The 23,801-nt window shown below is 42.9% G+C and carries 21 protein-coding genes; 19 read left to right on the forward strand and 2 right to left on the reverse strand.

Going from position 1 to position 23,801, the window contains the following annotated elements:
- Window positions 1–44: 44 nt before the first annotated feature.
- Complete coding sequence (locus A587_RS0116970; RefSeq protein WP_017218538.1) at window positions 45–3,632, reverse strand: hypothetical protein; 3,588 nt, start codon at window positions 3,630–3,632, stop codon at window positions 45–47.
- A gap of 127 nt (window positions 3,633–3,759) precedes the next feature.
- On the reverse strand, window positions 3,760–4,065 hold the full coding sequence (locus tag A587_RS0116975) for a hypothetical protein (RefSeq protein WP_017218539.1): 306 nt from the start codon (window positions 4,063–4,065) through the stop codon (window positions 3,760–3,762).
- A gap of 239 nt (window positions 4,066–4,304) precedes the next feature.
- On the opposite strand from A587_RS0116975, the gene A587_RS0116980 reads away from it, so the two are divergent.
- The 19 genes from A587_RS0116980 to A587_RS0117070 all read left to right on the forward strand — a co-directional run bounded on the left by A587_RS0116980 (window position 4,305) and on the right by A587_RS0117070 (window position 23,789).
- Window positions 4,305–5,102 carry an isocitrate lyase/PEP mutase family protein gene (locus A587_RS0116980; protein WP_017218540.1) on the forward strand — a complete coding sequence of 266 codons (798 nt, stop codon included), beginning with the start codon at window positions 4,305–4,307 and terminating at the stop codon, window positions 5,100–5,102.
- A gap of 410 nt (window positions 5,103–5,512) precedes the next feature.
- The gene (gene mioC / locus A587_RS0116985) at window positions 5,513–5,950 is read left to right on the forward strand and encodes an FMN-binding protein MioC (protein WP_010604148.1); all 438 of its coding nucleotides are present in this window, start codon (window positions 5,513–5,515) and stop codon (window positions 5,948–5,950) included.
- Window positions 5,951–6,372: 422 nt separating this feature from the next.
- Window positions 6,373–8,262 (forward strand): tRNA uridine-5-carboxymethylaminomethyl(34) synthesis enzyme MnmG, encoded by a 1,890-nt coding sequence (mnmG, locus tag A587_RS0116990; protein WP_017218541.1) that lies wholly within the window; start codon window positions 6,373–6,375, stop codon window positions 8,260–8,262.
- A gap of 15 nt (window positions 8,263–8,277) precedes the next feature.
- Window positions 8,278–8,898, forward strand: a complete 621-nt coding sequence (gene rsmG, locus A587_RS0116995) for a 16S rRNA (guanine(527)-N(7))-methyltransferase RsmG (protein WP_010376874.1) — start codon at window positions 8,278–8,280, stop codon at window positions 8,896–8,898.
- 14 nt (window positions 8,899–8,912) lie between these two features.
- On the forward strand, window positions 8,913–9,698 hold the full coding sequence (locus A587_RS0117000; RefSeq protein ID WP_017218542.1) for a ParA family protein: 786 nt from the start codon (window positions 8,913–8,915) through the stop codon (window positions 9,696–9,698).
- 15 nt (window positions 9,699–9,713) lie between these two features.
- On the forward strand, window positions 9,714–10,652 hold the full coding sequence (locus tag A587_RS0117005) for a ParB/RepB/Spo0J family partition protein (protein WP_017218543.1): 939 nt from the start codon (window positions 9,714–9,716) through the stop codon (window positions 10,650–10,652).
- 288 nt (window positions 10,653–10,940) lie between these two features.
- On the forward strand, window positions 10,941–11,321 hold the full coding sequence (locus tag A587_RS0117010) for an ATP synthase subunit I (protein ID WP_010604145.1): 381 nt from the start codon (window positions 10,941–10,943) through the stop codon (window positions 11,319–11,321).
- Between the two features lie 15 nt (window positions 11,322–11,336).
- On the forward strand, window positions 11,337–12,194 hold the full coding sequence (atpB, locus tag A587_RS0117015) for a F0F1 ATP synthase subunit A (RefSeq protein WP_017218544.1): 858 nt from the start codon (window positions 11,337–11,339) through the stop codon (window positions 12,192–12,194).
- A gap of 72 nt (window positions 12,195–12,266) precedes the next feature.
- Window positions 12,267–12,500, forward strand: coding sequence for a F0F1 ATP synthase subunit C (gene atpE, locus A587_RS0117020; RefSeq protein WP_010376881.1), 234 nt, complete (start codon window positions 12,267–12,269; stop codon window positions 12,498–12,500).
- A gap of 49 nt (window positions 12,501–12,549) precedes the next feature.
- Window positions 12,550–13,020, forward strand: a complete 471-nt coding sequence (atpF, locus tag A587_RS0117025) for a F0F1 ATP synthase subunit B (protein ID WP_010376882.1) — start codon at window positions 12,550–12,552, stop codon at window positions 13,018–13,020.
- Between the two features lie 16 nt (window positions 13,021–13,036).
- Complete coding sequence (atpH, locus tag A587_RS0117030; protein WP_010604141.1) at window positions 13,037–13,570, forward strand: F0F1 ATP synthase subunit delta; 534 nt, start codon at window positions 13,037–13,039, stop codon at window positions 13,568–13,570.
- Between the two features lie 14 nt (window positions 13,571–13,584).
- On the forward strand, window positions 13,585–15,126 hold the full coding sequence (atpA, locus tag A587_RS0117035) for a F0F1 ATP synthase subunit alpha (RefSeq protein WP_010376884.1): 1,542 nt from the start codon (window positions 13,585–13,587) through the stop codon (window positions 15,124–15,126).
- A gap of 52 nt (window positions 15,127–15,178) precedes the next feature.
- A complete protein-coding gene (atpG, locus tag A587_RS0117040; RefSeq protein ID WP_017218545.1) occupies window positions 15,179–16,039 on the forward strand; it encodes a F0F1 ATP synthase subunit gamma in 861 nt (286 codons plus the stop codon).
- A gap of 32 nt (window positions 16,040–16,071) precedes the next feature.
- On the forward strand, window positions 16,072–17,457 hold the full coding sequence (atpD, locus tag A587_RS0117045) for a F0F1 ATP synthase subunit beta (RefSeq protein WP_017218546.1): 1,386 nt from the start codon (window positions 16,072–16,074) through the stop codon (window positions 17,455–17,457).
- Window positions 17,458–17,470: 13 nt separating this feature from the next.
- The gene (locus A587_RS0117050) at window positions 17,471–17,887 is read left to right on the forward strand and encodes a F0F1 ATP synthase subunit epsilon (protein WP_010376888.1); all 417 of its coding nucleotides are present in this window, start codon (window positions 17,471–17,473) and stop codon (window positions 17,885–17,887) included.
- Window positions 17,888–18,380: 493 nt separating this feature from the next.
- Window positions 18,381–19,442 (forward strand): efflux RND transporter periplasmic adaptor subunit, encoded by a 1,062-nt coding sequence (locus A587_RS0117055; RefSeq protein WP_017218547.1) that lies wholly within the window; start codon window positions 18,381–18,383, stop codon window positions 19,440–19,442.
- Entirely contained in the window at window positions 19,439–22,528 is a 3,090-nt protein-coding gene (locus tag A587_RS0117060) for an efflux RND transporter permease subunit (RefSeq protein ID WP_017218548.1), read from the forward strand. Before A587_RS0117055 ends, A587_RS0117060 begins: the two co-directional genes overlap by 4 nt.
- A 686-nt stretch (window positions 22,529–23,214) precedes the next feature.
- A complete protein-coding gene (locus A587_RS0117065) occupies window positions 23,215–23,424 on the forward strand; it encodes a hypothetical protein (protein ID WP_017218549.1) in 210 nt (69 codons plus the stop codon).
- A 158-nt stretch (window positions 23,425–23,582) separates the two neighbouring features.
- A complete protein-coding gene (locus A587_RS0117070) occupies window positions 23,583–23,789 on the forward strand; it encodes a hypothetical protein (protein WP_017218550.1) in 207 nt (68 codons plus the stop codon).
- Window positions 23,790–23,801: the final 12 nt, after the last annotated feature.

Below are 23,801 nucleotides of genomic sequence, written 5' to 3' on the forward strand. Positions count from 1 at the left end.
ATATCTAAGTAGTCATACGCCTTTTTTGGGCGTATGACTACACACTAACTAGCGTATTGGTTTACCGCTTCTTTTACCTTGCGAGATTTGTCTTTTCTTAATGGAGCTAGCAATGCTTCAGCGTCTGCTGCTTGACTGAATATTTCGGGAAGTTCAGCGCGGCGATCAGCATATAAATAGCTCAAACTCTGTTTAAAACTGCCATATTGGCCACGGGCATGTGCCACGATAAATTCACGACATACGTCAAAGTGACTGCGCTTAATACAAAACAGCACCAAATGTTCGGGTTTAACGCCGATATCAAATAACCAGGTGAGCAAAAATGCCATCCCGGTTTCGGACGCTTCGCCTTCATATTCACCGCTTTTCGATAGGTAAGTTTCAAAATCTATCTCATTGTGTGCCAGTTGATGTAATAGCCAAGGTTGTTCCATTTGCGCTTCAATTAATTTAAAGCCCCGATAATCATGATTAAGAAGCAGACGTACCAGTTTGTTGCGACGCTTAGCATCTAACATCCACACAAACTGACGGAGACTATACATTTGATATTCATCGGCATCGATACGCATAAACTCGGTGGAGATTTGTCCTTTAAACAGCGCAGCCATGACATCAAACTCGACTTCGTTATCTAAATAAGTCATCGTTTGCTCAACAATCGCGTTAATGCGATTGGATTGCACTTGCAGTTCAGCCACGCATTTTATAATAGCCGCACGCTCAAGCTGCTCTGAAAATATCAGTAATGGCCCCGATGGCAGCCTTTCTTCATACCAAGCAAGTGGCACCTCATGATCGGCCATCACAATAACGTAATTGTCTCCTTGCTGTTGTAGCACAGTGCACGCTTCCCAACTTCGACCATCAACATGGCAAGGCTTATCGTGTATTGAGAGGCTATCCGCTACAATGGCTTTATGCAGCTTCTTTGGTAACTTTTCACCTTCACCAAAATATAGACAATCCCTACCTAATTCCTGTGCTAACGCATGCTCCCAAGAGTGCAGGTTCAATTGCACAAAAATATCAATCGCGCGCTGTAAATCATGACTGAAATCAAGCTCAACTTCCGGGTGTTTAAGCGATACATGATGTAAAAACTCAACTTTCGTGCGCTCATTGATATACGCGAGTCCCTGCTCCATAGCTTTGGCTTTGTTACGTCCCATGCTGCCAAACATGCTGTTATCATCACTAGCTATTTCGCTGTAAATCTCTATCCAATTCAAGTAGCGTTCGGAGTTATAACGTTGGTTGCTCATTTCATAGGCATTTAGTATACCGCCATCTATCCCAGCTTTACTTAACTGTTCGTAGACCTCAATTTCATCGAGTATAGTGTCAAATTCTATGCTCCAATGATCATCCGAATAAGCACGAAGCACGTTGCGTGCAGCCCTAACTGGCGCTAATGCAATAATAAATTGCCACAAACGATCTGCTTTATTTTGCTGGGGGAAAGGTAGCTGTCGCAACAAAAATGCAGTTAGGGTAAAGCGTTGGAAATCATCATCATGATCTTTAAAAAGCTGATAGCTTGGTTGCTTTTCACTAAACTTGTTTAGATAAAGATCGCCGCGACAACATTCATCTCGATACAACTGCGGCTGCACTAATGCCAATAAACTGCTCAAATCTTCTTGCGGCGTGTCTGCGGTAAAGTAATCACAGATCCGAGTTATTTGTGCCTCGGACAATCCTAAATTATCAGGGTTATAATGATCTGACTTTTTACGACATTTCTGAATTATGTGTTGGGCAGCGAGTTGCCAAATATGACTGTCGTTTAGATAATTTGCTAGTGCCTCAGTAATATCGTCGCCAATATGCTGATTATAATCACTGTGCAGGTGATAGCTGGCCAGTGTAATTAATCCCATATCCAATTGCGGCCATTGCGCTGGGTGGCACAGCGCACGCGATGAGCGAAAATGCTCATCAACCAACTTAAGATGCTTGCGACAAAGTAATTCATCCGGGTTAGTAAAGTGACGAAATATCGACTGGATATTTTTGGCGTTGGCACTTTCAGCCGCGCTCTTGATATCAGACACGGAGAGTCGAGTGTAGCGCTGATAGTAGGCTTCTCTGGAGAGTAGAGCTTCATCACCTTCGGTAAGAGATGCCATCATATATTTGCTAAACTCACGCTTGCCTAGGGCATGGTAAAATACATCAATTACACGAAGGTACTGCTCAGCACGAGCTTGTAGTAAGTTATTTTCTGCATCTTTGCGTACCGCAAGCGTCAACACCATGCCATTGGGTTGTGTATATTCAGCTTCTTCACTGAAATGATCAGTAAGTAGGTCGCCTCGCACAAGACTGAGCACCGACTCCAGCTCCTCAGCTATGCCTTGATTATTACGCTCAAAACTACTCAATTGATCAATAAGGTGCTCAGCCATGTCACTGGCATGCAGTTTTGCTAATTCAAGCACATCTACTTCACAGACTGTTTCTAATACTGTTTGTGGTTCCCCAGTTTCAATATAGCGCCATAATACTTGGCCTTGGGGCATAGCCAGCACTAAAGGTTTCAACAAATTAGTACCATAGTTAAGCTCATATTTACGCTCATCTCTAGCAAGATAAGCGCGATAGCTTGCACGAGCAGCAATGGCACTCTGTGCAATTTTAACTAATGGGCCATCAACCTGTGATTGGACTTTTTGTTGCAAATCATACGCTTCATTTTCGAGGGTACTGCCAAAAAATGGCATTGCCATAAAGCTGTCTTTGGCCTCTTCATCGTCATAAAAACAGCTATGGGGGAATAGCGATTGATACAGAGAGATCACAGGCTGATGACCACTAAGGTCTTCTTCTTCATCCTCATCACACATGGTGTCAACATCGGCAAGTAATACCGGTTCAGCTTGAAAACGTGCAATGACTAATGCTTTAAATTGCTCATAACTCGTAGGGTTCTCACGTAAATATTCCCCAAGCGGCTGGTAGTCACATTCTTCACTGTATTGATCATTTTTGAACATGCCAGATCTAAAGTTATCGTTGTCACACCAAATAAACGCTTTGATCATTTCACGATGCCAACCATGCTCGTGTAGCAACGAACTTAAATAGCTTTCATAGCCGCAGGCATGTTCATCATCCCAATAAGGCACAAAATATTGTGCTAGCAAATAGGTGTACTGTATATCCGTCTTTGCAAGCATATACAAAGCTTCAACGCCAAATACCCGCATATCATCAAGCCACATTTCATCGGTGTCATTTTGGCGTCGGCTATAGGCCACTATTGCCTTGGTGGTTTCTACAACATCCTCTTTAATTTCAGGATATTGCAGCGCAGCTGCAAACAAAATGACCTCAGAAATATAGCTTTCGGTATCATCGAGTATGGTGTGATCGTAATGGTGAGCACCGCCTTCTTGGCCTAAATCTAATGCAGATTGAAGCAACTTTAGGTTATTGCCACTATCTTGCGGTTGCAAACGGCGCGTCCCCTCTTCATCAAGTTGCTTAAACTCAACATCAAACTGACCATTAGAACAGGCCTTATCGCTGTCCAACAAGGTCTTGTACTGAGCTAATGCTAATTGTATTTGTTGCGGGCTTTGGATATCCAGCGTGATTATCTGGTTTTTATCGAATTGGTTCATGTCATTATTTCTAATTGAATTTGACGTATAGCCGCACTAATCGGGCTATAGAGTAGAAAAAGATAATGAAGCGCAGCTTTGTGAACTGCGGCAATTTCAAGTAAATGCTAAGTACAGCGAGTGGCAGCTACGCGTTGGCGTCCTCTGCTTGCAGCTCTTTTAACCTGTCGATATCTATTTGACAGTCCTGCTTTGCTTTTTTCTGTTGATCGGGTGTCATATCATCCCAATGAATATAACCACCGTGTGCGTATGGCGCATTGTATAAATAGTTGGCGAATTTTTTGTTGGCAGTACCAGAGACTAATCCTCTGACAGAACCCTGTTTATCAGCAGCCCACAGTGCAACACGTTTAAATTCCAACTCTCCAGATGCATTAATACGAAATGAGTACCAATTTTCAGCAGCACTAATGTGCAGATCCTTATCCATGTTTTACCTTTTGTAGTTCCTTAATATCGACACTATTATTTCGAATCCATATAACTAGGTCAACATCAAACTTACCCTTAAGCTTTTGATAAATATTAATAAAAAGTAAAAAATAGCACACTTATAATAAGGTTCTAAGCGATAACCGCAAATCTACCCAATCACGTTAAGTGCTAAATCTGGCCAGTCCAACACCCGTACACTGCGTATCCTAAGCGCTGCAACTTAGGAGAAATAAAATGGCGCTATCTACAACTTTCAATGCACTACACCAACAATCAGCCCCGCTTTTTCTAGCTAACTGCTGGGATCCATCATCAGCGCTTATCATCGAACAGGCTGGTGGTCAGGCCGTTGCGACAACAAGCTGGGGCATGTCTAATCATCAGGGCTACAAAGATGGAGAACAACTCACATTTAACCATGTACTACAAACAGTAAGTGCCATTCTTAAGGTGATCACTATTCCATTAAGTGTTGATATTGAGGCAGGCTACAGCGCGGATCAAAATCAGATCATCAAACATATTATCCAATTGGCCGACCTTGGCGTTGCAGGTATCAATATTGAAGACAAACCCAGTCACCAGAGCAGCTTACGCGATATAAAGGCACACCAAGCATTATTGCAGGCAATCAAACAAGCTTTACGTCATGGCGGTTTCGATCATTTCTTTATTAATGCCCGTTGTGATCTTTGCTTACAACCACAGTGGACGGAAGCGGCGCTGCATGAGCGTGCACTCGCCTATCAAGCAGCAGGTTGCGATGGCTTTTTTATTCCCGGTTTAACCAACACCACCATGATAAAACGCCTAACAGCCCTGCTTTCAATTCCAGTCAATGCGATGCTGTTGCCTGGATTTAGTGATAAACAGGCGTTAGCAGAGTTAGGAGTCAAACGTATCTCATCGGGTAATGCTCTCAGCGATCATGTGATAGCACTACAAGAATCAGCCACCAGAAGGCTGCTCGAAGAACATACTGTAGACTTCTTATTTGAGCAATCAGTCCGCACAACTTGGCTGTCAAACTAAATAACCCCCCAAGATCTGACCGTTTTTTTAGATTCTTTTATTATATGGATCTAACTATATAGATCTAAAAGCCTGGATCGACTTCCAGCTTTTAGATCGTTATCCACAACACCTCATCCACAACCTCAAAATTTGTTCAAAAACAGCGAAGTTCTTACCGTTTCAAGCATGAGCCTTGGCTTATAAAAGTATTTTTAGGCTCAGCTATCCCATAGATTATCCACAAATAAATCACCGAGTTAAGCTTAGGAATATTTTATTTTCTGCTTTTATTTCATATAGATAAGTAAAAACACTAAAAATTAAACACTATTTGTGCAAATATTTTTATCCAATAACCTCAAAGCCCTCTTTACATATTCACGTTAAACGCTAAGATGGCGCGCAATACGACTTAGGTAAGGGTAACAATGCAAACTTTAGATCTTATTGTAGGCAGCCAAATGGGATCAGCAGAATACGTTGCTGAACAGCTTATGGAATCGCTTGAATCTCAAGGTTATACCGTGAATTTGCATGAAAAACCCGAGCTTGAAGCTTGTCAGCAAGCACTTTGGCTGGTGGTGACATCAACCTATGGGGCCGGTGACTATCCAGAAAACTTATTACCTTTTATATCAGCGTTAAAAGCGAGCTCGGATCTAAGCCAGTTACGCTTTGCGGTAGTGGGAATTGGTGATTCAAGTTACGACACCTTTAATCATGCAGCTATTAATCTTGCTGATCTACTTAAAGAAAAAGGTGCTACACAGCTGTTAGACATAGAAAAGATCGATGTTTTACACCCAGATCTACCAGAAGATACCGCTATTGCTTGGTTACCTAAGTTTGTTGAATGTGTCGCTTAACAGTGCAACATTGAAATACACAGAAGTTATTCACAAATTCAGTCTATTTTAGATCGTATTGTGGATAACCTATGATCTAACTGCTGATCTATGCTTACTTATCCATTGGATAAAATAATTCAGATCTAACCCTGTGAATAAAGTGGCAAGTTGATCAAAGGTTTTAAGCCCGTTGATCCGATCTAATTCACACCAATTGATCTTAGTTAAGCAGTTGGATCTAAACAGGAATACAAAACTATTCACAGATCAAAGGATCAGTAGTAGTAAGATCAATAAAGATCTTTAAAAAGATCCTTATATATTTTAAGTGATCTCTTTTTTGCGTTGTGCAAAGTTTAACCATTTCACTTCTGGTTAATTCTAGGTAGAATACGCATCCTTTCTAAATTTGCTCGGTTGTTTTAAGTAGGATCCCGTAAATGATTTATCATGAACATTTTGATGTCATCGTTGTTGGTGGTGGACACGCAGGCACTGAAGCTGCACTTGCAGCTGCACGTATGGGTATGAATACCTTATTGTTAACACACAATATGGATACCTTAGGCCAAATGTCGTGTAACCCAGCTATTGGTGGGATTGGTAAAGGTCATTTGGTTAAAGAGATCGATGCGCTTGGTGGTGCAATGGCCAAAGCAATCGACAAAGGTGGGATCCAATTTCGAACCCTTAATTCATCGAAAGGCCCTGCGGTACGAGCGACTCGTGCTCAGGCAGATCGCGCATTGTATAAAGCGGCGATCCAAGACATTTTGCAACATCAAGAAAACTTAAAGATCTTCCAACAATCTTGTGATGATCTGATTGTTGAAGGCGATCAGGTCAAAGGTGTCGTAACTCAAATGGGTTTGCGCTTTAGTGCTTCTTCAGTGGTGCTAACGGTTGGTACTTTCTTGGGTGGCCAGATCCATATTGGTTTAGAAAACTTCAAAGGCGGCCGTGCTGGCGATCCTCCTTCTATCGCTTTGGCTAAGCGTTTACGTGAAATGCCTTTTAGAGTTGATCGTCTAAAAACAGGTACCCCACCACGTATCGATGCAAGAACGGTTGATTTTTCAGTGATGCAAGAGCAACCAGGCGATACTCCTACTCCGGTTTTCTCGTTTATGGGTAAAGTGTCTGATCATCCAAAACAGATCCCTTGTTATATCACCTATACCAATGAAAAAACCCATGATGTGATCCGCAATAACTTACATCGCTCGCCGATGTATGCTGGCGTGATTGAGGGTATTGGTCCGCGTTACTGCCCTTCAATCGAAGATAAGATTGTGCGTTTTGCTGATAAAGAAAAACATCAGATCTTCGTAGAGCCTGAAGGCTTAACGTCATACGAGCTATATCCAAATGGTATCTCCACCAGCTTACCATTTGATATCCAACTGGAGATCGTGCGTTCTATTAAAGGCTTTGAGAATGCGCATATTTGTCGTCCTGGCTATGCAATTGAGTACGACTTCTTCGATCCCCGTGACCTTAAGCAATCATTAGAAACTAAGTTTATCAATGGCTTATTCTTTGCAGGTCAAATAAACGGTACAACCGGTTATGAAGAAGCTGGTGCCCAAGGTTTAATTGCAGGTATGAACGCAGCTCTTCAAGTTCAAGGCCGTGAAGCATGGACACCGCGCCGTGATGAAGCTTATGCCGGTGTGTTGATTGACGACTTAGCAACGCTTGGTACAAAAGAACCTTATCGTATGTTTACCTCTCGTGCTGAATACCGTTTGTTACTGCGTGAAGACAATGCGGATTTACGTCTAACGGAAAAAGGTCGCGAATTAGGTTTAGTTGACGATGAACGCTGGGCTGCATACAACGACAAGCTTGAAGTTATGGAACAAGAAGCACAGCGTCTGCGCAATACTTGGATCCATAAAGATCACCCTGCACTTGAAGCGGTAAATGGATTATTGAAAAAACCACTGGTACGCGAAGCCAGTCTTGAAGATCTGATCCGCCGTCCTGAGGTTAATTATCACGACCTGATGGCAATTGAAGGATTAGGATCTGAGTTTGATAATATTCCAGCCCTTGAACAGGTTGAGATCCAAACTAAGTACGCCGGTTACATTGCGCGCCAACAAGATGAGATTAATAAACAGCTTCGTCATGAAGAGGCATTACTGCCTGCTGAGTTTGATTATAGCTTGGTAAGCGGCTTGTCAAATGAGGTTGTGGCAAAGCTAAGTGATGCTCGTCCACAAACGATTGGCCAAGCTTCACGTATTTCTGGTATCACCCCTGCTGCTATTTCGCTATTATTAGTGTATCTGAAAAAGCAAGGGCTATTACGTAAGTCGGCGTAATAGCAGTGGAACACTGTGTTACTAGAACAATTGAATGAATTACTCGCTGATACCTCAATCGAGCTCAGCGAACAACAAAAGCAGCAGTTGGTCGAATATGTCCAGCTGCTGGATAAATGGAACAAAGCCTACAACCTCACTTCCGTTCGTGACCCAAAAGAAATGATGGTAAAACACATCATGGATTCTTTGGTTGTTGCGCCACACCTAACGGGCAGTAACTATATTGATGTTGGTACCGGACCGGGTTTACCGGGTATGGTTTTAGCGATAGCTAGACCGGACATCAATTTTGTTCTTCTTGATAGCCTTGGTAAAAGAGTTCGATTTTTAATGCAGGTAAAACATGGGCTTGGCATTGAGAATGTAACCCCTGTACAGTCTCGAGTTGAAGAATATCAGCCAAGTGTTAAATTAGACGGTGTACTCAGCCGTGCTTTTGCATCACTACAAGATATGATCCAGTGGTGTTCACATTTAATCGATAACCAAGGTGTATTCTTAGCACTAAAGGGCCAATACCCTGCGGATGAGCTAGAACAATTACCAAACGGCGTGAGTTTATCGCAAGATATTAGTTTAGTGGTGCCCAAGCTTGAAGGTGAGCGCCATTTAATCATTCTTTCTAAAGATTAATTGTCGAGGACAATGTGGCAAGAGTCATTGCAATAGCAAACCAAAAAGGTGGTGTTGGTAAAACAACCACTGCGGTGAATTTAGCCGCGTCCATGGCGGCGACTAAACGTAAAGTACTGTTGATCGATCTCGATCCCCAAGGTAATGCAACCATGGGCAGTGGCGTTGATAAATACGCCGATGTCGCAACGGTTTATGATCTATTGATCGAAGAAGCGGCAATGGATCAAGTGATCACCACAGAAACCAGTGGTGAGTATCATCTGATCGCAGCCAATGGGGATGTAACCGCGGCAGAAGTCAAACTGATGGAGTTGTTTGCGCGCGAAGTGAGACTACGCAACGCCCTTGAGACGATAAAAGATAAATATGAGTATATATTCATCGACTGTCCACCTTCATTAAATATGCTAACGGTAAATGCCATGGCTGCCGCCGATGCGGTTTTAGTTCCGATGCAGTGTGAATATTATGCATTGGAGGGATTAACAGCTTTAATGGACACCATTACCCAACTCGGTAAGTTGGTGAATCCAGGATTGCAAATTGAAGGCATTTTGCGCACTATGTACGACCCGCGTAATCGTCTAGCTAACGACGTATCTGAGCAGTTAAAACAACACTTTGGCGATAAAGTGTACCGGACTGTGATCCCTCGTAATGTGCGATTAGCGGAGGCGCCAAGTTTTGGAGCGCCTGCGATGTATTATGATAGAGCATCAAGCGGTGCGAAAGCTTATCTAGCGCTAGCGGGTGAAATGCTAAGACGCAAAGAAAAGCAAGCAGCTGCGGTTGCCTAAGAGGATAAAAAGAACATGTCGGTTAAAAAACGTGGTTTAGGCCGGGGGTTGGATGCCCTACTCAGCTCAGCTAAACCTAACCCAAGTGCTGCGGCACCTGTGCCTAATCAACAAGAAGCGGTTGCAACAGTCAGTGAAGCACCTGCCGAATCGGCGGTTGAACAAGAGTTACAACGATTACCTATTGAGTGGCTAAAGCCGGGTAAATATCAGCCGCGTAAAGATATGTCTGAACAGGCACTTGAGGAACTGGCGAGTTCGATCCGTTCACAGGGGATTTTACAGCCCATTGTGGTGCGTAAAGTTACCACGCAAAGCTTTGAAATTATTGCCGGTGAGAGACGTTGGCGTGCGGCACAATTGGCAAAGCAAGATACCGTTCCTTGTTTAATCAAAGATGTGCCGGATGAAGCGGCTGTTGCGATTGCGCTTATTGAAAACATTCAGCGTGAAGACCTCAATGCAATGGAAGAAGCAATTGCTCTAGATCGATTGCTTAATGAATTTGAACTCACACATCAGCAAGTTGCCGATGCGGTGGGTAAATCGCGTACAACGGTCACCAATTTACTTCGTCTAAACAATCTCAATGATGATGTAAAAATCTTGTTGGAACATGGCGACATAGAAATGGGCCATGCTCGTTGTTTACTTGCCCTAACTGGTGAGGCGCAATCTGAAGCGGCAAGAACCGCTGTGGCCAAAGGATTAACCGTAAGAGAAACCGAAAAACTGGTTCGTACCATTTTAGAGCCGGTTGAGAAAAAAGAAGCGAAGCAAAAAGATCCTGATGTGAAGCTGCTTGAACAGCAATTACAGGAAAATTTAGGCGCGAAAGTTGAGATCAACTACAACCAAAAAGGTAAAGGTAAACTGGTCATTTCCTATGCTAGTTTGGATGAGCTTGATGGTATTTTGGGGCGTATTAACCCTGAAATGAATGAAGCTGACTAACGGTAAACTTAACCAATTGACTATCAGTGAATGCGGTGCTTTATTTTGCGCCGCTATTTCTTCACCGATATGCTGCGAAATAGCGAGAATACTAAGAACTTTGATGGAAAAATAGCCACTCTTGTACAGGCTTTAATTTAAGCCTTCCTCCCTAACAAATTTTGACCTATTTGGCGTCCAAAAAACGTCACATTTCGCCTCGTCAAGTTGCAAATTAAGCAGAAACAAGTATAATTTCGCCAGTTTTCATACCCTGATAAAATTTAACGTCATTAAGGTTAATATAAAGTGACTCATTCGTTAGCCCGCCCATACAGGCGAGCCGCATTACAAGGTGTTTTGATTCAGGGTATCGTAGCATTAGTCGCTGCAGTAATCGTTTTTATAGGTTGGGGAGTACAAGCCGGAGTTTCAGCATTAGCTGGCGGCGCTGTGTTGGTACTCCCTAATTTTGTATTTGCTGCTTACGCCTTTCGATTTATGGGTGCAAGCAAAGCAAATCAAGTATATTCCTCGATAAAACGAGGAAATGGATTAAAATTTTTGCTAACTGTTGTGCTCTTTGCACTGATTTTTAAGCATTTTTCAGTAATGATGCTGCCTTTCTTTGGCGCGTATATGCTCGTGATGCTGACACAATGGTTGGTCCTGATTTTTTTTAATCATTAACTTTTGGGATAAAACATGGCTGCAGAAGAAGTTACTCTATCAAGCCATATTCAGCACCACTTGACCAATGCCAAGATGTGCTCGACCGATGCCGGTCTTGCCTTCAACAAAGCATGTGCGGATAGTGGTTTCTGGACATGGCATGTAGATACCCTCGCATGGTCAATCGGTTTAGGTCTAATATTTTTATGGATCTTCCGAAGTGCCGCTAAAAAATCCACTATAGGTGTTCCTGGTAAATTCCAGTGCTTTATCGAGATGGTTGTTGAGTTCGTTGGTGCCAACGTACGTGACACTTATCATGGTAACAGCAAGTTAGTTGCACCTTTAGCCCTAACGGTCTTCGTTTGGGTATTCCTAATGAACTTGATGGATTTGATTCCAGTTGACTTCCTACCTGCATTCGCTGGCTTTGTTGGTGAACAAGCATTTGGTATGGATTCACACGATGTGTACATGAAGATTGTACCTACAACAGACTTAAACATGACAGCTGCACTGGCGCTAGGCGTGTTTATTCTGATGATCGGTTATTCAATTAAAATCAAAGGCATCGGTGGCTTTATTGCAGAATTAACATTGCACCCATTTAGCTCTAAAAACAAACTAATGATGGCAGTGTTGATCCCGTTTAACTTACTACTTGAAACAATCGCATTGGTTGCTAAGCCGTTCTCGCTAGCACTACGTTTGTTCGGTAACTTATACGCAGGTGAGATGATCTTCATCCTTATCGGTGCAATTGGTTTGATGCAGTTACCACTGCACTTCGTGTGGGCAGTATTCCACATTATGGTAATCGTACTTCAAGCATTCGTATTTATGATGCTGACTATCGTTTACCTCAGCATGGCTAGTACAGAAAGTCACTAATCAGCTGAATAATAAAGATTTTTACAACTTAAACTTAAACTTTAATTTACTATTAAAACTTTGGAGATAAAAATGGAAATCGCAGTTGCTATTAAACTTATCGCTGTTGCACTACTAATCGGTTTTGGTGCTATCGGTACTGCACTAGGCTTCGGTAACATGGGTGGTAAGTTCCTAGAAGCATGTGCTCGTCAACCTGAGCTTGCGCCTTCACTACAAGTTAAAATGTTCATCCTAGCTGGTCTTATCGATGCCGTTGCAATGATCGGTGTAGGTATCGCTATGTACATGTTGTTCGCTCTTTAATATTGCAAAATACCTGAAACGAACAACTGTCAAGTAAGGAGGAGCGGTCGTGAACTTAAACGCCACTCTAATAGGTGAATTAATCGCATTTGTGGTCTTCGTATGGTTCTGTATGAAGTTCGTATGGCCACCACTAAATGGTGCGATTGAAGCTCGCCAGAAGAAAATCGAAGATGGTTTAGCGGCATCTGATGAAGCTGAGAAAGAACTTGAGCGCGTACGTGCACAAGGTGCTGAACAGCTGAAAGAAGCAAAAGCACAAGCGGCTGAAATCATCGAACAAGCTAAGAAGCGTGCTGCGCTGATTGTTGACGAAGAGACTACTCGTGGTCAGCAAGAGCGTGAAAAAATCATTGCTCAGGGACACTCTGAAATTGAGTCTGAGCGCAACCGTGTGAAAGAAGAGCTGCGTTCACAAGTCGCTGCACTTTCTATCGCAGGCGCTGAGAAGATTTTAGAGCGTGAAATCAATCAAGCCACACACAGTGACATCGTTGAAAAACTTGTCGCTGAGCTTTAAGTAGGAGGGTATGAGCATGTCTGAATTGACTACTATCGCTCGCCCATACGCTAAAGCGGCTTTTGAACTTGCCGTTGAAAAAGGCACAGTTGAAGCTTGGAATGAAATGCTGTTCTTCGCTGGTCAAGTTACCAGCGACGAGCAGGTTCAGGCGCTACTTGGTAGCATCGCTACTGAATCACAGCAGTCTGAAATCATTATCAAGTTATGTGCTGAGCAACTCAATGAACAAGGTCAAAATCTTATCAAGCTGATGGCCGAAAATGAGCGTTTAGCCGCCATCCCAGCTGTTGCAGAATTGTTTGCAGAATTAAAAGCAGACTATGACAAAGAAATCGAAGTAGATGTGGTTTCAGCAACAGTGCTTGCAGATGATACGCAAGCAAAATTGGTCGCGGCACTTGAGAAACGTTTCGCACGCAAAGTTAAGCTGAATTGTAGCATCGACGAAGCCATTGTAAGTGGCCTAGTGATTAAAGCCGGTGACACCGTAATCGACGGTTCTGTTCGCGGCAAGTTAGATCGTCTTGCGACGTCGCTACAATCGTAATTGGGAAAAAGAGCATGCAACTTAATTCCACAGAAATTTCTGCACTGATCAAGCAACGCATTGAGCAGTTTGAAGTTGTAAGTGAAGCGCGTAACGAAGGTACTATCGTATCTGTTACCGACGGTATCATCCGCATCCACGGTCTTGCTGACTGTATGCAGGGTGAGATGATCGAGCTTCCTGGCAACCGTTATGCTATCGCACTAAACCTTGAGCGTGACTCAGTAGGTGCTGTAGTAATGGGTCCATACGCTGACCTTAAAGAAGGCGTAAAAGTTAAATCAACTGGTCGTATCCTTGAAGTACCTGTAGGCCGTGGTCTACTAGGTCGTGTTGTTAACACGCTAGGTGAGCCTATCGACGGTAAAGGCGCTGTTGATAACGATGGTTTTGAACCAGTTGAAAAAATCGCACCGGGCGTAATCGAGCGTCAATCAGTAGATGAGCCAGTACAAACTGGTTATAAGTCTATCGATGCGATGATCCCAGTTGGTCGTGGTCAGCGTGAGCTTGTGATCGGTGACCGTCAGACTGGTAAAACAGCACTAGCAATCGATGCTATCATCAACCAAAAAGACACAGGCGTTAAGTGTGTGTACGTAGCGGTTGGTCAAAAAGCGTCAACAATTGCTAACGTAGTACGTAAACTAGAAGAGCACGGTGCACTTGCAAACACTATCGTAGTAGTTGCTTCTGCATCAGAATCTGCAGCGCTACAATTCCTAGCGCCGTTCTCTGGTTGTACTATGGGTGAATACTTCCGTGACCGCGGTGAAGATGCACTAATCGTATATGATGATTTGTCTAAGCAAGCTGTTGCTTACCGTCAAATCTCACTACTACTTAAGCGTCCACCAGGCCGTGAAGCATACCCAGGTGACGTTTTCTATCTTCACTCACGTCTTCTAGAGCGTGCGTCTCGTGTAAACGCTGACTACGTTGAGAAGTTCACTAATGGTGAAGTGAAAGGTAAAACAGGTTCATTGACGGCATTGCCAATCATTGAAACTCAAGGTGGTGACGTTTCTGCATTCGTACCTACCAACGTTATCTCAATCACTGACGGTCAGATCTTCTTAGAAACTGACTTGTTCAACGCAGGTATCCGTCCAGCGGTTAACGCTGGTATCTCGGTATCTCGTGTAGGTGGTGCAGCTCAAACTAAGATTGTTAAGAAACTAGGTGGTGGTATCCGTCTAGCGCTAGCTCAGTACCGTGAACTAGCGGCGTTCTCTCAGTTCGCTTCTGACCTTGATGATGCAACACGTGCACAGCTTGAACACGGTGAGCGTGTAACAGAGCTAATGAAGCAGAAACAGTACGCACCGATGTCTGTTGCTGATATGTCATTATCGCTATTTGCAGTAGAGAAAGGCTTCCTAAAAGATATCGAAATCAACAAGATCCTTGATTTCGAAGCAAGCCTAATCGCATTTGCTAAGAGCGAGTACGCAGAGCTAATGGCTCAAATCAATGAAACTGGTAACTACAACGCCGAGATCGAAGCGCAGCTTAAAGAGCTTCTTGAGAAGTTCAAGTCTACGCAAACTTGGTAATGTGTTATTAAGGTGAGTAGGTAACTACTCACCGAGATTCGGAGAGAGAGTCATGGCCAGCGGAAAAGAGATAAAAAGCAAGATCGGGAGTATCAAGAATACTCAAAAGATCACCAGCGCAATGGAGATGGTTGCCGCTTCTAAAATGAAGAAGGCACAAGAACGCGTAGCGTCTAGTCGTCCATACGCTGAAAACTTACGCAAAGTGATCGGTCGTGTTGCTCAGGCTAATCTTGATTTCCATCACCCGTTCCTAGAAGAACGTGATGTGAAACGAGTTGGTTATATCGTTATCTCTACAGACCGTGGTCTTTGTGGTGGCTTAAACTCAAACGAGTTTAAGCGTGTAGCGAAAGACGTGAAAGCGTGGAAAGAAAAGGGTGTTGAGGCGTCGTTCGCAACACTAGGTAGCAAAGCTGCTGGTTTCTTTAAACGTTTTGGTGGTTCGCTTGAAGCCAAAAAGGCAGGGCTGGGAGATACACCTTCAATACAGGACGTAATTGGTCCTGTAAAAGTAATGCTAGATGCATACGAAGAAGGAAAAATTGACCGCTTATTCGTTGTGTACAACAAGTTTGTCAACACAATGAAACAAGAGCCTGTTATCGATCAGTTATTACCTTTGCCAAAAGCTGAAGAAGAAGTATCAGCTCACGCTTGGGATTACTTATATGAGCCAAGCCCAGAGGCGATTTTAGAGACACTAATTGTGCGCTTTATTGAGTCTCAGGTTTACCAAGGCGTAGTTGAGAATGCTGCCTCTGAGCAAGCTGCCCGTATGGTTGCGATGAAAGCCGCAACAGATAACGCAGGTGGCCTGATTGATGAGCTACAGCTGGTATACAACAAGGCACGTCAAGCCGCAATCACACAAGAAATCAGTGAGATTGTGAGCGGTTCGGCTGCCGTGTAACGCTTCGGCAAAGTTTAATAAGAGGAATAGACATGAGTTTAGGTAAGGTCGTCCAAATTATCGGCGCCGTTGTGGACATCGAGTTTCCACAAGACAACGTGCCAGCCGTATATGACGCACTAAAAGTTACAGAAGGCGACTTAGCTGGTTTGACACTAGAAGTGCAACAGCAGCTAGGTGGCGGTGTGGTACGTGGTATCGCACTAGGTAGTACTGACGGTCTACGTCGTGGTACTCCAGTACAAGGTACAGCTGAGCCAATCAAGGTTCCAGTTGGTACAGCAACACTAGGTCGTATCATGAACGTACTTGGTGACGCGATTGACGAAGCGGGTCCTATCGGTGAAGAAGAGCGTTGGTCTATTCACCGTGCAGCACCATCATACGAAGATCAGAGCAACTCTGTTGAACTTCTAGAGACTGGTATCAAGGTTATCGACCTTGTATGTCCATTCGCTAAAGGTGGTAAAGTTGGTCTATTCGGTGGTGCGGGTGTAGGTAAAACCGTAAACATGATGGAACTTATCCGTAACATCGCAATCGAGCACAGCGGTTACTCAGTATTCGCAGGTGTTGGTGAGCGTACTCGTGAGGGTAATGACTTCTACCATGAGATGAACGACTCAAACGTACTAGACAAAGTATCTCTAGTATATGGTCAGATGAACGAGCCACCGGGTAACCGTCTACGTGTTGCACTAACTGGTCTAACAATGGCTGAGAAGTTCCGTGACGAAGGTCGTGACGTACTATTCTTCGTAGATAACATCTACCGTTATACACTAGCAGGTACTGAAGTATCAGCACTTCTAGGTCGTATGCCTTCAGCAGTAGGTTACCAGCCTACACTAGCTGAAGAAATGGGTGTTCTACAGGAACGTATCGCATCAACTAAGACAGGTTCAATCACTTCAATCCAAGCGGTATACGTACCTGCGGATGACTTGACTGACCCATCTCCAGCAACAACGTTTGCTCACTTAGATGCGACAGTTGTACTTTCTCGTGATATCGCGTCTCTAGGTATCTACCCTGCGGTAGACCCTCTAGATTCAACTTCACGTCAGCTTGACCCACAAGTTATCGGTCAAGAGCACTACGACACAGCACGTGGCGTTCAGACAGTTCTTCAGCGTTATAAAGAGCTGAAAGACATCATCGCAATTCTAGGTATGGACGAGCTATCTGACGAAGATAAGCAAGTTGTATCTCGTGCACGTAAGATCCAGCGTTTCCTATCTCAGCCATTCTTCGTTGCTGAGGTATTTACAGGTGCACCTGGTAAATACGTATCTCTTAAAGACACAATCTCTGGCTTTAAGGGCATCCTAAACGGTGATTACGATGATATGCCTGAGCAGGCATTCTACATGGTTGGCTCAATCGACGAAGCGATCGATAAAGCTAAAAACATGTAATTAGGAGGTTGTTATGGCAATGACAGTACACCTTGATGTAGTAAGTGCAGAGCAGAGCTTGTTCTCTGGCGCTGTGACTACTATCCAAGTGACAGGTAGTGAAGGTGAGCTTGGTATTCATCCAGGTCACGCGCCACTACTGACTGGCCTAAAACCTGGTATGGTACGTTTGGTTAAAGCAGATAGCTCAGAAGAAGTTATCTACGTTGCAGGCGGTACGCTTGAAGTTCAACCACAAACAGTAACTGTTCTAGCGGACGTTGCTATTCGTGCGGAAGAGCTTGATGAGCAAGCTGCTGAAGAAGCTAAACGTGAAGCGCAAGCGCAAATGGCTTCTGGTACTACTGGTGAGTTGGATTACCAACAAGCTGCAGTACAACTAGAAGAAGCCCTTGCTCAACTACGCGTTATTCGCCAGCTGCGCAAATAAGCAACCACCTATCTGGTTATCAAAAACCCACGCGTTGCGTGGGTTTTTTTATGCACGGTGTATACCACCCAATCAATTTGAAAGTATCAAGCCGACCGACCCAAACGAAGTTCAAGATTTCTCACCGAGGTTGCCTCCTTGGGTTTATTCCAATTCACTTAATTAAGCGAATTGGTATCACTTAGTACATTTAACCTTTCCTACTCTTAGGAGAGCTACAAAATGGCCACCAACTTATTGTGACAGTGTTAATTCTTTATGCTGAAGTTCTTTTTTAGGAATGCTGACGTATCAAATATGCAGGCTTAAGCTGTTTGTCACGATTCATTACTTTTTGTATTTATTTTTATAACTATATGTTTATTAAGCTAATAATTACTTGGTCACACGTTGTGGCGTGAGGTAACAACACTTCACTTCTCGTATCCGCTTTCTACTCTCTAAACTCACCCAAACAAACACAGAGAAAAGTGAAATCAACGGGGATCAAGTTATGAAAATTTTTACGCATCAAGTCGGTTTGTTGTTGCTACTCCTTGTGTCTCAGCACAGCTTGGCGCAGCGTATCGTGACTACCGCTCCGGTTGTCGAAAACAGCCGAGGGATCACGAGTAAGTTGGTTGCAGAGGTTGTTGATTCAGATGCCATCGTACTATCTAGTTACAGCAGTGCGCACGTTCTTAGGATTAAAAAGATTGGAGAGCGAGTAAATGCTGGCGATGTGATTGCACAATTGGATACTCAATTTCTATCGTTGTCGGAGCAAAAAAAGCGCTTTGAGATTCACCAAGCTGAGGCTCAGGTACAGCATCTTAATGTTGAGTTAAAGCGACTCGAAACCTTATCAAAAACTAAAAGTGTTAATCAATCGGAGTTAGATCAGCTTACTTATGAGCTTGCGAGCGCCAAAAATAAGGTATCTGAGCTTGAAGTCAGTCTGACAGAAATCCAAAGACATATTTCGCTTAGCACAATTCGTGCTTCTGAAAGTGGCTTTGTTGCAGAAACCTTCGTACGTAAAGGCGAATTTGTCCAAGAAGGGGATGCGATTGCGAGAGTCAATAATTTTGCTGCGATAGAGCTATCTAGTCAGCTTCCCATTGAACTACTTGATTATATTGATGAGCATGCTGAACTGATCATCGAAAGTGAGCTACAGGTACCGAAGCGCATAGGCACAGCCAAAGTCGCGAGAGTAGTACCTGAAGTAAGTGTAGGGACTGGCGCTGTAAAGCTATTTGTTGAACCGGAACCTGAATTGAAAGATAAGCTAGTATTAGGCTCTAACCTGTCCATAAAACTCACAATCACGATACCAAATAGTCTGCTTATTCCTGGTGATGCGCTGATCCCAAGAGGCAAGGATAGTTTTGTTTACAAGTTAAAAGCTGATAGTTCAGTAGAAAAAGCCAATGTAAAGGTGCTTGCTGGCATTAATGGTGATTATGTCGTGAGCGGTGCACTATCTGCCGGGGAGGTCGTTGTCACTCGAGGTGGGCTAGGTTTGAAATCCGGTGATGTAGTAAAAGTGGATGAAAGGGTAGCTCAATTATGAATAGCAGAATACTGAAAAATCCTCACTACGTGGTGAGTTTTTTTCTCATCATAATCATCTTGGGTATTGCCGCTATACCCAAACTCCCTGTTCAATTACTTCCAGATATCGGTGAAGACCGAATTGTTGTAGGAAACTTCTGGCCGGGCGCATCGCCCATGGAAATGGAACGTCAGATTGTTGAACCAGTAGAGGAGCTGCTAAGTAAAGTGCCCGGAGTGTTGCGTTATGAAACCGATACTGGGACGGGATTTGCTTGGGTAAATATGACCTTTCAGCCAGGCACCGATATGCAGGAAGCTTATATTGAAGTTATCGATAAGATGAATCAATTTAATACGCGGCCAAAAACAGCACTAGAACCAATCATTCAAAACAAGTCAAAAGATAATAAAGGAAGCATTGCCGGGCTAGTACTTTTCCCAAATAGTGCAGGGGTTCCGGCTGATCGAGCAAGATACACAGAAGTATTTGAGAAATATGTCAGACCTAGAATCCTAGCGATTCCGGGCATTAGCAGCCTCTCGCCTTTAGCGTCTACTGAACAGCGCATAGATATTATTTTTGACCCTGAAAAGTTGACTAAATACACATTGACGATAGATCAAATGCTAAATATTTTGCGCAATTCTCTAGATCAAAGTGTCGGTATCGTTGAACAAGGTACACGCAACTTTGCGGTACGTTTTGAGGGACGTCGTGATATCTCAGATCTCAATGGGTTAGTTATCGCTAAGAATGATCAAAAGGTGGTTACACTCGGTGATGTTGCCTACATCGAAAATGCCTTTGTTACTGATTCATCGCCAGTTTACTGGAAGCGACAGCAAGCTTTTTATGTCAGCGTTAATGCTGCAACTGGCTCAAATGCTTTGGCATCTTTGGCACAGCTAAGAAAAGTGATGACTGAACTCAATACTACAGTACTGCCTGAGCTAGGTGTACAAATGGAATTGACCAAGGATGACTCTAAAACCATCAATAGTGCAGTAAGTATGGTGCAAAATAACCTGATCCTTGGGGTTGTATTATCTACTTTAATTCTATTTTTGTTTGTTAGAAAGCTCCCGGTTATCGCGATGATATTCATCAGTTTGCCAATTTCCATTTTGGCCACATTTTTGGCTATGCAAGTTTTGGGTAGAACATTTAATGTGATATCGCTTGCCGGTATTGCTCTGTCGACGGGCATGATTTTGGATGCTGCTATCGTCGTGGTTGAAACTGCAGTGCGATATCGAGAGCAGGGGGAGCGTGTTGTAGATGCGATACATAAAACGATGGCTGAGGTATCGGGAGCGCTGGTAAATTCAGTGGTATCTAGCATTATCGTATTTGCTCCAATACTTTTGATGCAAAGTGCAGAGGGCAAGTTATTCCACGATTTGGCCATCACTATTTCATCGGCTCTAGGCGCTTCTTTGTTTGTTGCATTACTGCTGTTACCACTGCTTTTACGCTATATTTTGCCTAGCATCAAAGCTCTGGATACGACAGGAGACTTTGTCGATAGAATTTCTGCATGCCTTGCACGTATGGTAGTAAGTTCACGAAACCGAAGTGCGATGCTCCTGTTATTAGTGGTAGTACCAATCGCCGGACTGATATTACTCGCGCCTAAGTTGAACATTCTACCGCAAGTGGAAGGAACGCGTGTTAACGTGTCTGTTAATGTCAACCAAAGTATGAATCATGAAGCGTTAACCAGTGAGTTGTTGATGCCCATAAATCAACTGATTGAAGCTGAGCAGGAACAGCAACAAGGCCCGCTTATTGATAAATTTTTGTCATTTGTTTCGGGAAGTTCGTCGGTCCAGTTGGTGCTATATCCCAAAGAACCTGAGCAGGCTGAGCAATTAAAATCTTGGGCAAAAAATATACTAGAAACGGATTTTCCACATGCGAATGTGTATGCCAACTTTAACTCTTTACTTGGTTTTGGTTTGTCTACCAATCGTCGGGTTACTATCGACTTTACCGGTACGTCGCTGGATGATTTGCAATTAATTGGGAGAGAAGTGTATGAGCATCTAAACACCAATATGGGTTATGCCAACCCGTGGAGCAACACACCGCTTTATAATGATGACCCACAAATTATCTTTACTCCAAAAGACAATCAGCTGCTTGAGTTGGGAGAGTCCCAGTATAATTTGTCACAGAAGTTACGTGCTCTGACCGACGGTGTCTACATTGGGGAATATTCTAATGGCACAAAAAACTTACCAATCTATATCAAAGGGGAAGATTGGGATGCCATCAATAATGTAATGGATACACCGTTGTATTTTCCACTTGAAAACAAAGTCACCCTGTTAAGGACCTTAGTTGATTATGAGTTGGATGTCGGGCCAAGTTCTTTATATCGTCTAAATGGCTTTCGTACATTATCAATTAATGTAACGCCACCGCCTAGCGTTGCCTTATCCACTTTTATTGACGATCTCAAAGTTCAAGTGGCCCCTATTATTGGGCAACATATGCCACAGTCCGTTTCGGTGTCCTATCGTGGTAGCGCGAGTAAATTAAATGAGCTTATTTCGGATATGCTGCAACAGTTTAGCTTTGCAATGCTAATTCTATTTTTACTTGTATCCGGGTGGTTTAAGTCTTTCCGCAATGGTTTGGCTATTATGCTATCGTTACCTATTGCACTGATTGGCGGGATGTTAGCACTCAATACCGTTAATCTTTTTACCTATCAACCTTTAGATGTTATCTCAATGATGGGGTTCATCATTCTAATAGGACTCGTTATTAATAATGCAATTCTGTTTGTAGGTCATTTTAATGAGCTTGATAGTTTGCGCTATACCATAGGCGATAAAATTCAATTAGCGATTAAATCACGAGCGCGGCCTATATATATGAGTACACTGACGAGTATTTTTGGAATGTTGCCTCTGGCCATTATTCCTGGCGTGGGTTCGGAGATTTATCGTGGCTTGGCCATTGTGATCGTTGGTGGTATGACATTCAGTGCTATATTTTCTCTTTCTGTTATGGCTGCCTTGTTAAGTTTACCCGTTTTCGCCAAATACAAAGAGCGAGAAGCCCACTTCCCACACGCTGAAACGGTTTCATAATATTTATTTACCTAGTTGAACCCCATCAAGGCCACACTTAGTTGTGGTCTTTTTATGTACTGCACGTTGTATCACTTATGAGTTGAAGAGCTCTGGTTTTGCTATGAAACGTGTAAAGTTGGAACCCCCATCAAGGCTACACTATGTGTCATATTATGCCCTAATGTATAAGAGCATTTGAGTCTGTGCTGAGCGCTATGACATGAAGTATTAATCGAATATTACACCCAAAAATAAGCCGCTTATTTAACATTACGATCTGATTTCCGTAAGCTTGGGAGTCATTATTGTGAGTTAACTGGCATTGAAGTATTGTGACAGATTTATTTCATGATAGCGGCTTACACACTAAAACTTAGTTAGCAATGTTAACTTATCCTCATATTACAACTATTCAGGTCCCGTTTCATCTTCACACTCCTGTGACTATCCGCTATGAATGGCCTAATAAAACAAAAGAGTACTTAGTAATAGATAAAAGATAGCAATATTGATTTTTTACATATTGTTGTTTTTGTTGGTTTTATTTATATTTTTGGTATGTAATCAATTGAAATAATGCGTAGTCATGAATGGTGGGGTGGTAAATAGGCTTTTTACGCTTAAAGTAGATTCATCAAATCGAAGCACGATAATAAAGTAAATGAATGCTCGATATAAATTAAACTCAAAAATTGGAAATAAATATGTTCTCTACATTAAAAAAACTAGCGCTAACAACTCTACTTACTTTAACTACAGTATCTGTAAATGCTTATGAGCAAGATACTAACAGCCAAGATAGTGCAACAGTAACGGATGACTTTGTAGTAACACCTGCATGCCCTAGTTTTCCTAAATGTTGGCCGGCGCTACCTCCAACATCAACGTCACAACACAGCACAAATAAAGAATAAAACGATAGCATCGAAGAGATTGCTTACATCCTATTTCCAATGCTGAAAAAGTGGTAATAGGTGATGCACTCAGTAGTGATAATGTTACTGAATAAGCACTACTAAGCAAAAAATATAATTAAAATCAATTAAAAACAAAAATTACACAAGGATATAATATGTTTTCTAAAATAAACTCAACAACAATGAAATCACTTTTTATCGGCACCGTGTTTTTTATTCTGTGGGCACCAGCAAAGGCTTCCGAGCAACCTTATTACTCGAATGGTGCCAACACCACGGGTACCCCAAATGGTGAGATTATTACCCCAAGTTGCCCAAACTTCCCTAAGTGTTGGCCGGAAGATAACTCAACGGAAGAGTAATAATGACACTCT

This window comes from Pseudoalteromonas sp. NJ631, from assembly GCF_000276645.1.
Taxonomy (GTDB): Bacteria; Pseudomonadota; Gammaproteobacteria; order Enterobacterales; family Alteromonadaceae; genus Pseudoalteromonas; species Pseudoalteromonas piscicida.